A 15127-nucleotide genomic window follows, 5' to 3' on the forward strand; every position below is an offset into this window, starting at 1 on the left:
GCTGCGCCTTGTACATCTCTTACGCATTACGTGGTGCGGCTCCAAACGGAGGTAAGCCCGTTGCTTTTCAGCTAAAGCTCTGCAACACTTCGGTAACGGCACGCGAAGCGGTCGGGTTGCAGGGCTGAGACACGAGGCCTATGCTTTCGGGAAGGAGGCAGGGAAAGCAAGAGCCCTGCGGCTTCGGACAGAAAACGAACGGACGGCGCAAGCAGTATCTGCGCCCAGCCCAGTAGGAAGTAATCCGGAGTTTTATGAACGCAGAACAAAAAATCTTTGTCTTGCTGCATGGAGCGCAGCGGAAGTGCAGCATCCAGCGTCGTTACGCAAGTGAAACGGGCGTTAAGGTTTTAATTTGTTCTTCGTTCGTCGTTCTTAGTTCGTTGTTTGTTTAAGTACAGCTTTAAGCGGTAAGCTGGAAGCATTTAGAACCTTTAACTGCGCACTTAGCACTTAGCTTTTTGCTTGCAGCTTTTAGCTTGTAGCTTTTAGCTATGTTTGTTGTACCCAAAAGCAATTTTGGGGAAATTAAAAACGGCTTGGGAATTTCCAAGCCGTTTTTGTTGCAAATACTGAAATAGAGCCGTACCCATACCGGGCACAGGCTGTATTCTGCGCTAAAGCCTGACGGCTTTCCGCAGAAAGACAAGATTAGATAGAATTGTTTCTTGGGTAATTGGTTTTTTATCGTAATTGTCTCTTTTTGTAATTGTATTTTATCGTAATTGCTTCTCTTTGTAATTGGTTCTTTGGGTAATTGTATTTTATCGTAATTGCTTCTTGGTTTTCCCGCGCCGTTTTGTTTGTAAATACAAAACGAAGCCGCATATTACAGAAAAATACGGCAGCGAAAGAATAAACCGTGTAAATTTATTCCGCATGCGCTATAATTAAACTGCAAAATTTAACATCGCAGGAGATTATCAGCTTCATGCACAATTTCAGGCTCGTTACAACAATCCGCGTGCGCTATGCAGAGACAGACCAGATGGGCGTTGCCAACAACGCAAATTATCTTACCTGGTTTGAGGTATGCCGCACGGAGCTGTGCCGAAACTGCGGAATGCCGCCTGCCGTATGGGAGAAGGAGGGTTTTTTCCTTCCCGTAGCAGAGTGCGGATGCAGATACCGGCACCCTGCGGTGTATGACGATCTTGTACAGCTCTGGTGTATGCCCGAGAAAGTTATGCCGTGCAGCGTAACGTTCCGTTACAGGGCTGTACGCGAAAGCGACGGCTGTCTGCTTGCCGAGGGCTGGACGAAGCACGCCGTTACAGACGCGCAGGGAAAGCTTGTCCGCAAGGACAACGCTTTCTACCGCTGGATGCTTGATGAGGAAAAGAAGTTTCAGTCCGAGGAATAGGGCTTATACTCTGATTGAACTGCTTATTGCCGTTTCCGTTCTGCTTCTGATTGCCTCTTACGCAGTCTGTACGGCGGCGGACAACAGGAATGCGGATTTCATTGTGCGGCGCGAGGCAGAGGAGATGTATTCATGGCTGACGGAGAGAACAGCGTTCGCGGACGCTTCCGTTTCCTCTTTCACTCTTGCATTTGTCACTTTGCAGAACGGGGAAAACAGTCTCAAACTGATTTGGGACAGCGGACCTTATTACGCGCGCAGGGAGGAGTTCAAACCTGAAGGCTGCACGTTTTCCTTTTCTGGCGCGACAGAGTGTATTTACAGCGGGGAGTGGCATACCTTAACGCCTGCCGCCTCTTTCACGTTCCGTTGCGCCAAAGGCGGGAAAACGGCGGCAAGAACTGTTTCTGTTTCGGGGCAGGGTTACGTCAGCGTTAAATAAACAGCACACAATTTAACAAACTATATACAAGGGAGAACAGTTATGAAAAAAATTATCGTTTTAACACTGCTTTCGGCGCTGGTATTTTCGGCGGCGGCTTTTGCCGCGGACACAAAGGAATTTTCAGACAAGTTCGGCGCAAAAGAACTTGCGGAAATAGCCCGCGCGGTTATGCAGAAAGCAAAATCGGGTTCGCAGTCAGACAGTTCAAACAACGGCATTACGTTCGGCGGCAAGGGCGTTGACATTAACAAGATTATCGGCGCAGTGAACGTTCTGGCACAGAACAACGGAAATATCGGCAGCCTTCTCGGCGAAGGCGCGGCAGGTCAGGGGCTTTCGGCATCCGCAGTCTCCGCAGTCAACGGTCTTACAATGAAGCTTTACGCAGAACTTGCAGAGAACGACAGCAACCTTTTCTTCTCGCCGTACAGCATTTCAACGGCTCTTGCAATGGTCTATGCGGGCGCGCGCGGCGAAACGGCAAAGGAAATGGAGACGGCACTCGGTTTCTCACCGGCGCTTCACGGCTCAATGGCGTCGCTTATCGGCAGTCTTAATTCCGTTTCGCCGGAAATCGCACAGCTTCACACGGCAAACGCGATCTGGCCGGCAGCGGACAAAACAATCCTCAGCGATTACAGAAACCGCGTTGCGACAAACTATTTTTCGGAAATAACGACGCTGGATTATTCAAAGACGGAGAACGCAAGAAATATTATCAACAAATGGGTTGAGGAAAAGACAAACGGCAAGATCAAAGATATAGTTTCAAGGGGCGCGATTTCGGCAAAAACTCCGCTTGCCCTGACAAACGCCGTCTATTTCAAATCGGACTGGCAGTCAAAATTTGAAACCGCCGCAACAAAGCAGGCTGATTTCCACACAGCAGGCGGCAGAACGGTCAAGACAAATTTCATGAATCAGACCGGCTTCTTTGATTATTGCAAGGCTGACGGACTGGAACTGCTTGAACTGCCTTACAAGGCGGAACGTCTTTCCATGTACATAATTCTTCCTGAAAACGGAAAATTCAGCGAAATTGAAAAAAAACTTACGGCACAGCAGCTTGACAGCCTCGTTGCACAGGCGGCAGGAACAAATATCCGTGTCAGCCTTCCGAAATTCAGGCTTGAGGAAAATTATGACCTTAACGAGACGCTGAAAAAACTCGGCATGATATCTGCTTTCAGCGACAAAGCCAATTTCAGCGGAATGAACGGACTTCTTGACATTTCAATCGGCGTTGTGCTGCACAAAACGTTCCTTGACGTTTACGAAGCCGGAACAGAGGCAGCAGCAGCCACCTATGTCGGTATGAAATCAATGGCTGTGCGCGACGAGCCGAAGCAGTTCAAGGCTGACAGACCGTTTATGTTTGTAATCAGGGACAATACGACGGGGGCAAACATCTTCGCCGGACGGTATATGAAACCGTAAACTTTAAGAGCGCACTTCGCACTTCGCACTTCGCACTTCGCAAAAACAATTATTAACTGACACAAAACAACGGCTTGAGAGATTTGATTCTCCAAGCCGTTGTTTTATCGCTGTTTCTTAATTGCATCTGTCCCTTAGTATTTTGCTTATAGCCTGCAGCATGCAGCCTGCGGCTTATTCTTTAATATTCTATCCCTTCCCTTGCCGGAGTTCCTTCGTCAAACGGGTGCTTGTGTTTCACAATTTCCGATACGTAGTCGGCAAGTTCGAACATTGCTTCCGACGGGTGTGTTCCCGTAACGACTATTTCAAATTTTTTGGAGTTTTCGCGCAGGAAGGCAAGCAGTTCCGCCTCGTCTATCATGCCGGTATTGACCGCCCGCAGAGCTTCGTCAAACACGAGCATGTCAAAGCCGTCTTCCGTACATTCCTTTTCTGCCTCCGCAAGAAGCCTGACGTAATCTGCACGCCGCTCTTTTTTCTCTTCGTCCGTCATACAGTAGGTAAATTTTTCTTTTCCCTTCCTGTGAAGTATTTTGACACCGGGAATCAGCGACAGCGTTTTTATTTCGTTTCCGGAATCGTCCTTGAGAAACTGTACAAGCAGCACTTTCATTCCGTAGCCGAGCGCACGGACAATAAGTCCCATTGCCGCCGTCGTTTTGCCTTTTCCGTTTCCGCAGTACACGTGAAGCAATTATTTTCCTCCTCAATCAGCCAAAGAGCGGCCTTCTTTTGAATATCCCGCAACTTGTTTTGCGACTTCTTCGCGCGGACGTATCACCATGTTCCCGCCTGCGCAGCCTCCTTCGCAGCACATTACTTCCACAAGGCTGCAGCCGTCGGCTTCTCCCGTAATCGCAAACCGCCGCAATTTCGCAAGATTTTCTTTGTCCATGCCGTTTATTCTGCATATTTTAACGGGTATGTCTTCCGGCATGGCATTCTGAACGGCCTCTGACACTCCGCCGGTATTCGCAAAATTACGTCCTTCGCGGCTGCTTGAAAGTTCAAATTCTGTTTCCTCACATTCCGCCGGATTAATTTCCAGCGCGTCAAACAACGCTTCGAGTTCGCAGAAGTTTATGACAAAATCGACAAATTCATCGTAATAGTCCTCAGCCATTTTGGCAGCGCACGGACTCAGAAAAACCACAACCGCGTCTTTGATGTGCTGTTTGACGTATTCCGCAGTGTAGTGCATCGGGGTTTCAACAGATGATACGTAGGGGGCAATTTCAGGCAGCTGTTTTGCAACAAGCTGTCTGTAACCGGCGCAGCAGGAGGTCGTCATAAATTTGTCGCCGCGCGCCATGCGTTCGCGGAATTCGTTTGCCTCAAGCCTTGCAGTAACGTCTGCTCCCCACGCAACTTCAAAAGCGTCGTAAAATCCTGCCTTGATAAGCGCGGTTTTAAGCTGCTTTACGTTCGTTTCCGCAAACTGCCCCGCGGCAGACGGCGCAAGCAGGGCTACAACTTTTCTGCCGTCTTTTATCGCTTTCAGTACACCGAGCATGCGGCTTATAAGGCATACCGCGCTGAATGGGCAGGCGGGGATACAGCGTCCGCAGGATATGCATTTATCGGGGTCTATTGAAGCCCTGCCTGTTTCGTCCTTGTGTATCGCACCTAACGGACAGGCTTTCTCGCAGGGCGCGCTCAGCTTGACAATAGCGTTGTACGGGCATGCTGCAACGCAGCGCTGGCATTTTTTGCATTTTGTCTGGTCTATGACAGATTTTCTTTCCGCGTCAAAGCTTATCGCGCCGAATTTGCAGCTCTTAAAACACGCTTCGGCAGGACAGCCGTGGCACAGGTTTGTAACAAAAACTTCGTTGCCGTGACACCCGTCGCACGCAGTCTGCAAAATTGTCAGAGCGTTTTCAAATTCGTTCTCTGACGCGTATGCCTCACTCGCGTACCGGTCAAGCGGTATCGTTTCATCGTCCCACTCAATCGGCAGTCCCATTGCGGCAAGCAGCCTTTTTCTGGCTACCGCCCTGTCTTTGTACACACAGCATCGGGTTACTTCCACACTGTTCTGCGGTCTTATTCTGAACGGTATAAGACGCACGTTTTCGCAGAAATCATCGGAGAAAAAAGCTTTGATAAGCATGGACCATATTTCTTTTTTTGGAACCAGCTGACGCATTTCAAATTCCTCCCTGTCTATTCGCCGTCGGGAAAATCCTCCGGCATAATTGAAACTGCTTCAATATTTTTCAATGCAGACGTAATTTTTCTGTTCCTGACAGAAAGTGTTTCCAAAGCAGATGAGGCCTTGTCTATAAAGCCGGCAGCTTTGTCCACGACTTCGCCGTATTTTTCAAATTCCGTTTTCGCCTTGCCGAGCAGAATTTCAATTTCACCCGCTTTTTTCTGTATTTGCAGTGTCTGAAAACCAAGTCTCAGGCTGTTAAGCAGCGCGGCAAAGGTTGTGGGACCGGCAGGAATAATTTTTTTATCCAGCAGCTCGTCGCACAGTCCGTTTATACTCATAATTTCAACAAACAACCCTTCAATCGGCACAAAAAGTACGCCGAAATCTGTTGTGTAGGGTATCTCAATATATTTGCTCTTAATGTCGTTTGCTTCCTTAAGCACCGTCTGGCGGAGCGTTTTCCGCTCGTTTTCAACGGAAGCAGAATCGTTTTGCTGAGCGGCTTCTATAATACGGCTGTAAGCTTCAACGGGGCATTTTGAGTCAACAGGCAGAAGTACGGGCGTATCATCAAAACCGGGCATTTTAATCGCAAATTCCACGGGTTCGGAAGATCTCGGACGTGTTGCAACGTTTTCAACGTACTGGTCACGCGTAAGCAGCTGTTCGATAATCGCGCGAAGCTGTGTCTCTCCCCACACGCCGCGCGTTTTAACTCCTGCGAAGAGCTTGCGCAGATCTTTGACATCGCCTGTAAGTCCGCTGATTTCGCCGACAGTTTTGTTGACATCTTCAAGCCTTTTTGTAACTGCGCTGAAGCTGTCCGCAAAGTTTTTCTGCAAGCGTTCGCCTACCGTTCTGTTGACCTCGGAGAGCTTCTCGTCGTTTGTTTTCTGCAGGGCGCCGAGCTTGTCATCAAGGTTTCTGCCCAGTCTGTCTATATTTTTGCTTTGCTCCTCGCGGAAGCGGTCAAGATTTTCACTCTGCTCACGTCTGAACAGCGCAATGTCTTCTTTTATGTTTTCTTTCGGTTCCTGCCTCCTGAACATAAGACAGGCAAGCAGTATCAGTATTGCGAGCAGTATTGCAAACTGCATAATTTCAGTTACGGGCATGACGTTTTCCTCCGCAATATTTTTTTCTTCGCTGATATTATAATCCAGATAAAAAAAAAATCCACCAAACGGCGGATTTTTTATTTGTTTTGTTTTAGATTTGCGTTCCGTTTCTTATTTGGCAAGCTTTTTCACAACACCCGCAAGCGCTATGAGGGCAAGGGCGTTGGGTATGACCATTATGTTGTTGAACATGTCGGTAAGCTCCCATACGAGGTCGTTGGAGAGGCAGGAACCGAGCATAATGAAGCAGAGCGAAATGATTGAATATACAGGCACCGCTTTCTTTCCGAAAAGATATTCAACGTTGAGTTTGCCGAAGAAGTTCCAGCTGAGTATCGTTGAGAACGCAAAGAAAAGAAGACAGAGCGCGACGAAGAAGCTTCCGAAGCCGCTGCCGAGCATCGTGCTGAACGCAAGCTGCGCCATGTTTGTCTTGTTAATGCCTTCGGCGGCGCCTGCCGCCAATGGGCCATTGCCTGCGTAGAGCGTTGAGATGACGACAAAGGCGGTCATGTTAAGAACTACGAAGGTGTCGATAAATACGCCTATCATAGCCACAACTCCCTGGTCGTGCGGTGCGTTGACTTTAGCCATTGCGTGTGCGTGCGGCGTTGAGCCCATACCTGCTTCGTTTGAGAAAAGTCCGCGTTTCGCGCCCTGTGAAATTGCCGTTTTAAGCGCAATGCCAACGCTTCCGCCTATGATTGCATCCGGATGGAAGGCATATTTAAAAATAAGTCCGAAAACTTCGGGAATGTACTGGAAACGGCTTAATATCAGCAGCAGTCCGCCGAAAATGTAAAGCACCGCCATAAACGGGACAAGCTTTTCCGTAACCGCGGCTATTCTTTGCACTCCGCCGAGGAAGATAAATGCGGAAATAAGGGTGATGACAGCGCCGATCAGCCAGCTCGGAAGCCCGAGAGCAGTCGAGCATACAGCACCGATTGAGTTTGACTGAACCATGCAGCCCATGAAGCCGAGGGCAAGGATAATTGCGATTGCGAAGAAAACCGCGAGAAATTTTCCGAACGCGCCTTTGTAGGCTTTATGAATGTAGTAGACAGGGCCTCCCGAAACGCTGCCGTCTTCATGAACAATACGCGTATCCTGCGCGAGCACGGCTTCTGCGTAAATTGTTGCCATGCCGAAGAAGGCAATTATCCACATCCAGAATATTGCGCCGGGGCCTCCGACCAAAATAGCGCCGCTTGCGCCTATGATGTTGCCCGTTCCGACCTGTGCGGCAACCGCTGTTGCCAATGCCTGGAAAGAGGTAATTCCGCCGTGCTGCGTGCCTCCGAAGAAGGAAATGTTTCCGAAGACGCTCTTCATTCCTTCACCGAAGCAGCGTATCTGCACGAAACGCGTTTTAATGCTGAAAAGCAGTCCCATACCCACAAGAAGCACTATGAGAATGTAGTCCGAGAGATACGTGTTGATGTTCTGAACGATTGGAAGCAAAAATTCCTGAATTGCCTGCATGATGCAGCCCCCTTAATAAAAAAATCAGCTTCCGCCTTTGCGGAAGCTCTGAAAAATAAGGTTGCAGTCGGTTTTCTTATGGCTGCTCTGTCCTTTTGCCTGAGAGATTCGGCTTGCGCCTTGCACCTTCGGCACCCGCAATGCTGCGGGATTCTCCAGAGTTCCTCCGTCTCCAGTCTCTGCCGATTCTGAAGACATCTGCGGTATGCAAAGATAATAGCATATATATTTTCTGCTGGCAAGTGTATAAAAAACGGCGGCAGATTTCTCCGCCGCCGCAAAAACTGTTTAAATAAAACTATTCCAGCCAGCGGCCTCTGTTTGCCGTGTAAAGTTCCTGAAGCTTCTGCGCGGCAGGGCTCGGTTTTCCGTTTCCAATTATCGTATCGCCTACGCGCACGACTGAAACAATTTCTTTTATCGAACCTGTAATAAAGGCTTCGTCGGCTTCCGCAAGCTCGCTTTCACGCGGGCAGCGTTCTTCTACTTCAAATCCGTTTTCGCGCGCGAGCGTGAGAACTATGCCGCGGGTAACGCCTTTGAGAACTTTGCCGACCGGCGCCGTTATGATTTTGTTTCCCTTTACGAGGTAAAAATTGCTTGTCATGCCTTCGGTAAATTCTCCCTCCGGCGTCAGATAGACCGATTCAAAGAAGCTGCCGTCTCCCGTATTCAGAGGAATAAGCCCGAAAAGATAGTTTATGCTTTTCACGAGCGGGGTGGGGCGGTACATTCTGTTCGGCAGAAGCGCTATGCCGTTGTCAATTTCATCCTGCGTTTTGGCAGACGCCACAGGGGCAAATATTACAAAAAATCTCGGCTTCGGGAAATGTCCCTTGGGGCTGTTTACGTCTCCGCCCGTCATGTACGGCTTTACCATGCCTTCCTTCGGGCAGTCGTCTCTTGCAAGACCTTCACGGATTATGGCTTCTATTTTCTTAACGTCAAACTCCGACGCGTCTATTCCGGCTGTTTTAACGCTGTTCGCAAAACGCTCAAGGTGCGGCGTAAGCCCGAACGGGCGTCCCCCGTATATTCTTACGGATTCAAATGCGCCGACGCCGCGCTGAATAAGCATATCCGTAACAGGTATGCGGCATTCTTCAACAGGCATAAATTTACCTTCAAAATAGCAAAGTTCGCTCATGGCAAAGCCCCCTCTTTCAAACTTAAATAAAGTTAGCACCGAAAGGGAAAAAATGCAATATAATATTGTCCGGACAATATGAAAAGAGGGGTCGTCATGGGCAGAAAAAAGATACTCGGAGTATTGGGAGGCATGGGACCTGCCGCAAGCGCTGAATTTATGAGAATTTTGGCACGGCGTTTTCCGGCAAAATGCGATCAGGATCACCCTGTCGTCTATCTTCTTTCCGACGCACCGATACCGGACAGAAACGACTATCTGACAGGCAAAGGAGAAAATCCGCAGGCTCTTATACAGGCAGACCTTGACAAGTTAGTCGGCTGGGGCGCGGAGCTGCTCGCAGTCACCTGCAACACGGCGCACTGTCTTATAAACAATTTCAGGAACGAACTGAAAGCGCCGCTGATACACATTGTCGAAGCAACCGTGAAATCCGCAAAGCAGGCTGCGCCGCAGGGGGCATGGATGGTTGCCACTCTCGGCACAATACGCTGCGGGCTGTATCAGGACGAGGCTGAAAGACAGAATTTCCGTCTGCTTGTTCCGCCCGAGGATATAAAACAGAAAATTCAGAATATCGTCCATTTCGTCAAGGCAGGCGATATGAAAACAGCCGGTGAAAAAATGGCGGAAGCCGTGCAGGAGTTGTGGAAAATTGAAAAGCTGCCTGTCGTTACGGCTTGCACGGAGCTTCCGCTTGCCTACGACGCTTCGGATCTGCCGGCGGAAATGAACGTTTCAAGTCTTGACGCGCTTGCTGACGCATGTATTAAGGCCATTACCGAGAACTGACAGATTGGCGTGATTAAGATGATTAAAGACACACCCAATAATTGTAACGAAAAAATACGGCTTCCTTTTATAGACGTTGCCAAAGCGCTGGCAATTATCTTTATGATTCATGTACACGTATTTGAAGAATACGGACAAATGATCTTCGACAATGCCGCTGTTGTTGAAAAAGCACACCCTTGGTTCTATAAATTTATTTTTAATATTACCGGCGGAGTTTTTACCGCGCCTCTTTGTATGTTCTGTATGGGTATCGGAATGACTTTCAGCCGAAAAAACACACCTCTTGACTTTTTTGCGCGCGGTGTTAACCTGACAAAAAAAGCATGGCTGTTAAACATCTTCAGAGATGCTGTACCTTACACTATCTTTTGTCCGATAACCCTAAAGACTCCGGGCAGGCTGCTCTTTTACCTGTTCAACCTTGATATTCTTCATTTTGCCGGACTTGCTTTTTTTGTGATGAGTATTTTTAACATTCTGAAATTTTCGGACAAGGCTGTTTTTATTGTTTCCGTTCTGTTTTCAATTATTGCCTCTCTGCTGCAAACTCTTCATTTTGACAGTTACGCGCTGAGTGTAATTGCAGGTCATTTTACGGGCACGGATCATGAAAATTTTCTCGCTGCCTTCCCTCTTTTCAGCTGGCTGATTTTTGCCGCCGGAGGCAGATTGTTTGGCAGCTGGCTGAAAAAAGGCGGTGACAGCGCAAAATTCTTCAGATATACTCTGCCTGTTTCGGCAATAATATTTTTCTCGTGGATTTCTTACACATGGACGCACAATACCGGCTTCTTCCGCGGCGACGAACTGTCTTATTACCACATGAATCTGCTGTGTGCCCTGTTTTCGTTTGCAGGCATATTTTTCATACTGGGCATAAGCCAGTCACTTGCGGTCATTCTGCCCGAAAAGCTTTTGTCTCTGTGTGAATTTATGGGAAAAAATCTCAACGAGATATATATTTTGCAGTGGCTGATAATCGGCTGGCTGCTTGCGTTGATTGTTCCGGCGTTTTTAGGAAAAACAGACAACGTTTTCCTTTTGTCTTTACTGGCGGTTTTAATAATTCTGCTTTCATGCCTGCTGGCTGAACCGTACAAAAAACTTTTCGACAAAAAACGATGATACAAACACAGCGGCTTGGATTTCTCCAAACCGCTGTGTTTTACTTACCGTTTATTGCTTCCAGCTTATAGCTTATAGCTTCAATTACTCGTCTTTGTTTTCTTCGCCCTTGTCTTTGTTGGGAGCATTGTCTGCCGTAAAGTCTGCGCGGCTGCCGAGAATTTTGCGGTCGGGAGCTGCATTCTGGTCAGGACGGTTTGCCATGATTTCAGCAACCGCTTCGGCGCTGCCTTCAGCTCCGAATGCGTCAATAAAGCGCTCTGCCCAGTAGACCATTTCATCGTTGATACGGTCAAGAATTTCTTTCGGTTCGGCAAGAATTTTGTCGCACATAAGAAGGTTGAGCTTGCGGTAGTCGTTTGATTTTCTGCTCATGACCTTTTCGTCCGCCGCTGCGACGAGTTCGTCCCAAAGCTTCTGTGACATACCGCGGTTCGGATCCTTTACGTAGCTTCCGCTGTCAACTATTGCGTTGCCCGTTTCCTGATCCATTTCAACACCGAAATAGCAGTTTTGGAAGAGCGTTGCGACGTTGCCTTTGCGGATACCGTAATCCTTGAATTTCGCACATTTGTTAAGCGGTGTGCCTGAAATTCCGTGCTGCGCGATTGTAACGCCGTACGGTGCTATCGCGTCTGCAATTTCTTTCGTGCGGCCGAGGTCAATACCCTCTTCCTGTCCGGCTGTTGTATCGTAAAGCCCGTGTTTGCTGCCGTTTGAAATCGCAAGATAGTCAGGGAAAATTCCCCAGGCGTTCAGACCGCCGATATAGTAGGTGGCTTCTTCAACCGTTGAAAGTTCTCCGGGGCCTTTAATTTCGCCGACTTCAACTTCAAGTCCGAGTTCAGGCGGAAGCCAGCCGCAGATTGAACGCGTTGCCTGGAAGTTTTCAAAGTCCTGAAGGTGCGAAGCGTCGATTGCGACTGAGGTAAAGCCGCCCGCGGTAATCTGTCCGAGATGACGGACGCCTTTGAGAACGTCTTCCCAGCCTTTGATTGCGTAATGGTCAACGTGAAGCCCGAAAACTGCTCCGTGACCGATTTCCGTTGAATATTTCAGAGCGTACTGCGGAACGTTTTCGTAGGTTGCGCCGCAATAGGTTGATTCTGATTTTGCAAGCTCGATAAGAACTGCCGCGTTTTTGTTTTTAGCCGCCTGAAGCACCGCCTTGATAACAAGCGGATGACGCGCGTTCGCGGCAAGAACTATTGAATTTGCCTTCTGGTTGGCTGCGAGAATATCGCGGCCGCTGACAAGTCCCATAGCCTCTGTCCCGAAATTCGCCTGTACGTTAAGCGGGCGTTTTTTCAAAAGTTCCTGATAAGCCTTGCTGTTGACATCCATTTGGCATCCCTCCGGATAATTTGTTTAAACGGTAATTCGCTGCATGTAATATTGTAGCTTGTTTTGACTTTTTCGCAAGATAAAAGATATCAGCGGCACACCTGCTTACAGCACAATCTCCTCGCCGAACGCAAGCGCTTTGGCACAGACGTCGTTTTCACCGCACAGACGGACAAAATCCTCAGGGTTCCTTCTGATAACGGGGAAAGTATCGTAGTGCATGGGAATTGCAATCCCTGCGTCAACAAATTTTGCGGCACGGGCAGCGTCTTCCGCGTCCATCGTGTAGTAGCCTCCTATCGGAAGCAGAGCTGCGTCAACATTTTCTTCAGCAAGCAGCAGCATATCCATTGTCAGGGCAGTATCGCCGGCATGATATATCTTCTTTCCGCCGGCGCAGATGAGAAAACCGCAGGCAAGCCCTGCATATTCAGCTTTTCCGCCTAAAACAAAGGTTGAGCCGTGAAGCGCCGGAGTAAGCTTGACCTTTCCGAACGGGAAATCAAACGAAGCGCCGATCTGCATTCCCTCTGTTTTTACGCCCTGAGCGGCAAGAAACGGCGCAAGCTCCGTCGGGCATATTATTGCCGCGCCGCAGCGTTTCGCGATTTCAACGGCGTTTCCGACATGGTCACCGTGTCCGTGGGTTACAAAAATATAGTTCACGTCTGTAAAATCGGAAGCTTTGGCAGCGGCAAGCGGATTGCCGTCAAGGAACGGGTCTGTAAGAGCTTTCAGCCCTTCCGCTTCAATATAAAACGCGCTGTGTCCGAGATATTTCAGTTTCATTTCATTCACTCCTGTCCGTTGTACAATTTATTTTGCTGTAATTCTGTTCAGAAACTAAAAGGAAATCTGCACAGGCAGATTTCCTTGAATTATTAAGCAATAACCGTGAATTTATCAGCCAAGCAGCTCGTCCGTTCTGATTGAGAGCTCCTGAAGCTGGGCGTCGTCGACCGCGCTCGGCGCAAATGCGAGCGGGCACTGCGCTTTCTGGTTCTTCGGGAATGCCATAACGTCGCGTATTGATTTGCAGCCGCACATAATCATGACAAGCCTGTCAAGACCAAAGGCAAGTCCGCCGTGAGGAGGTGTGCCGTAGCTGAGACCTTCAAGGAAGAAATCAAAGCGTTCGCGTGCCGCTTCAGGCGTGAAGTTAAGAGCCTTAAAAACCTCTTCCTGCATTTTAGGGTCATGAATTCTTATTGAGCCTCCGCCTATTTCAGTGCCGTTGAGAACAACGTCGTAGGCGCGTGAGCGTACTTTGCCCGGCTCCGTGAAGAGATACTGCATATCTTCGTCAAACGGTGCCGTAAACGGATGGTGCATTGCCATCCAGCGGTTTTCTTCGTCGCTCCATTCAAGCAGCGGGAATTCCGTAACCCAGAGGAACTTGAAGCCTTCTTCGACAAGACCGCGTTCGCGCGCGATTTCAAGACGCATCTGTCCGAGAATCGTGCATGCTTTCTGCCAGTCAGCGTCAGCCATAATGAAGAGAGCGTCGCCCTCCTTGATTTCGGAAAGCTCGTAAAGCTTTGCAATCTGCGTTTCGTTAAGGAATTTGACGAGAGGTCCTTTGAGTTCCCCGTCTTTTACCTGGAAGTTTGCCATGCCTGCGGCGCCGAGCTTTTTCGCTCTGTCTTCAAGCACGGTAAGGTCTTTGCGCGAGAGGGCTGCACCGCCTTCAAGACGGAGTCCCTTAATGGTTCCGCCGTTCGCGAGAAGTCCGGCAAACGGATTTTCTCCGCCTGCGAACACTTCGGCGAGGTCGACCATCTTCATATTTATGCGAAGGTCAGGCTTATCGCTTCCGTAAGCGTCCATAGCATCCTTCCATGTCATGCGGAGGAACGGCGTCTGAACGTCAATACCGAGGACTTCCTTGAAAACGCCTGAGAGATAGCCTTCTATAAGTTTGTAGATATCCTCTTCTGTCGTGTAGCTCATTTCAAGGTCTATCTGCGTAAATTCAGGCTGTCTGTCAGCACGGAGGTCTTCATCGCGGAAGCACTTTACAATCTGCATGTAACGCTCGCAGCCGCCGACCATAAGCAGCTGTTTGAAAAGCTGGGGCGACTGCGGAAGAGCGTAGAATTTGCACGGATTGAGACGGCTTGGAACAAGGAAGTCACGCGCGCCTTCAGGCGTTGAACGCGTAAGCATCGGCGTCTCTATGTCAAGAAATTCGTTCTTCGCGAAATAATTTCTCGTGAAAAGCGTAATGTCGTTGCGTTTTTTAAGGTTATCCTGCATACGCTCGCGGCGGAGGTCAAGATAACGGTATTTCATACGGAGATCTTCGTTGACCTCGTCCACGCTGTCCATTTCAAACGGCGGAAGCTTTGAAGGCGACAGAACGAGGAAATCTGACACTACAACTTCAACGTTGCCCGTTGCAAGGTCAGGATTTTCAGTTCCTTCCGGACGAATACGGAGCTTGCCCCTGACTGCAAGGCAGTATTCGCTGCGGAGCGCGCCGGCTCTTGAATGAGCTTCGGCGTTCAGTTCAGGGTTAAAAACAAGCTGTGTAACGCCTGACTTGTCCCAAAGCTCGATAAAAATAATTCCGCCAAGGTCACGGCGTGCGCGAAGCCAGCCGTTGAGTACGACTTCCTTGCCGGTATCAGCTTCCCTGGGCTGACCGCATTTCATTGTTCTCTGCCATTCGGCATTAAAATAGCGTTCCATGTACATTCCTCCCGCG

13 protein-coding genes and 1 riboswitch are annotated in these 15127 nt (G+C 49.0%); of the genes, 5 read left to right on the top strand and 8 right to left on the bottom strand.

From position 1 onward, the window contains the following. The first annotated feature begins 931 nt into the window (after positions 1-931). Genes KBS54_05135 through KBS54_05145 form a run of 3 tightly spaced genes read left to right on the top strand, consistent with a single transcriptional unit; the run spans position 932 to position 3245 of the window. Positions 932-1363: an acyl-CoA thioesterase gene (locus tag KBS54_05135; GenBank protein MBQ0055506.1), complete on the top strand. Its 432-nt coding sequence runs from the start codon at positions 932-934 to the stop codon at positions 1361-1363. After that, positions 1332-1805: a type II secretion system protein gene (locus KBS54_05140; GenBank protein MBQ0055507.1), complete on the top strand. Its 474-nt coding sequence runs from the start codon at positions 1332-1334 to the stop codon at positions 1803-1805. The genes KBS54_05135 and KBS54_05140 overlap by 32 nt, the downstream gene beginning before the upstream one ends. 42 nt (positions 1806-1847) lie before the next feature. Continuing rightward, positions 1848-3245 (top strand): serpin family protein, encoded by a 1398-nt coding sequence (locus KBS54_05145; GenBank protein MBQ0055508.1) that lies wholly within the window; start codon positions 1848-1850, stop codon positions 3243-3245. Between the two features lie 181 nt (positions 3246-3426). Here the strand turns inward: KBS54_05145 and KBS54_05150 are convergent, their stop codons facing one another. From KBS54_05150 to KBS54_05170, 5 genes are all read right to left on the bottom strand, one after another. Beyond that, on the bottom strand, positions 3427-3942 hold the full coding sequence (locus tag KBS54_05150; GenBank protein ID MBQ0055509.1) for a cob(I)yrinic acid a,c-diamide adenosyltransferase: 516 nt from the start codon (positions 3940-3942) through the stop codon (positions 3427-3429). 12 nt (positions 3943-3954) lie between these two features. Further along, complete coding sequence (locus tag KBS54_05155; protein ID MBQ0055510.1) at positions 3955-5397, bottom strand: monomeric [FeFe] hydrogenase; 1443 nt, start codon at positions 5395-5397, stop codon at positions 3955-3957. A 17-nt stretch (positions 5398-5414) separates the two neighbouring features. Next, positions 5415-6521 carry a DNA recombination protein RmuC gene (rmuC, locus tag KBS54_05160; protein MBQ0055511.1) on the bottom strand — a complete coding sequence of 369 codons (1107 nt, stop codon included), beginning with the start codon at positions 6519-6521 and terminating at the stop codon, positions 5415-5417. Positions 6522-6635: 114 nt separating this feature from the next. Beyond that, positions 6636-8009: a sodium:alanine symporter family protein gene (locus KBS54_05165; GenBank protein ID MBQ0055512.1), complete on the bottom strand. Its 1374-nt coding sequence runs from the start codon at positions 8007-8009 to the stop codon at positions 6636-6638. Positions 8010-8086: 77 nt separating this feature from the next. Beyond that, positions 8087-8178, bottom strand: a riboswitch (glycine riboswitch). Positions 8179-8307: 129 nt separating this feature from the next. Further along, entirely contained in the window at positions 8308-9156 is an 849-nt protein-coding gene (locus tag KBS54_05170) for an aminotransferase class IV family protein (protein MBQ0055513.1), read from the bottom strand. A 96-nt stretch (positions 9157-9252) separates the two neighbouring features. Between KBS54_05170 and KBS54_05175 the strand changes: the two genes are divergently transcribed. After that, entirely contained in the window at positions 9253-9948 is a 696-nt protein-coding gene (locus KBS54_05175; GenBank protein MBQ0055514.1) for an aspartate/glutamate racemase family protein, read from the top strand. A gap of 18 nt (positions 9949-9966) precedes the next feature. Beyond that, a complete protein-coding gene (locus tag KBS54_05180; protein MBQ0055515.1) occupies positions 9967-11076 on the top strand; it encodes a DUF1624 domain-containing protein in 1110 nt (369 codons plus the stop codon). An 84-nt stretch (positions 11077-11160) separates the two neighbouring features. Here KBS54_05180 and KBS54_05185 read toward each other — a convergent pair whose 3' ends face one another. From KBS54_05185 to aspS, 3 genes are all read right to left on the bottom strand, one after another. Next, entirely contained in the window at positions 11161-12420 is a 1260-nt protein-coding gene (locus KBS54_05185; GenBank protein ID MBQ0055516.1) for a class II fructose-bisphosphate aldolase, read from the bottom strand. Positions 12421-12525: 105 nt separating this feature from the next. Beyond that, entirely contained in the window at positions 12526-13209 is a 684-nt protein-coding gene (locus KBS54_05190) for a metal-dependent hydrolase (protein MBQ0055517.1), read from the bottom strand. Between the two features lie 114 nt (positions 13210-13323). Continuing rightward, a complete protein-coding gene (gene aspS / locus KBS54_05195) occupies positions 13324-15111 on the bottom strand; it encodes an aspartate--tRNA ligase (GenBank protein ID MBQ0055518.1) in 1788 nt (595 codons plus the stop codon). Positions 15112-15127: the final 16 nt, after the last annotated feature.

The organism is Candidatus Equadaptatus faecalis, from assembly GCA_018065065.1.
Classification (GTDB): Bacteria; Synergistota; Synergistia; order Synergistales; family Synergistaceae; genus Equadaptatus; species Equadaptatus faecalis.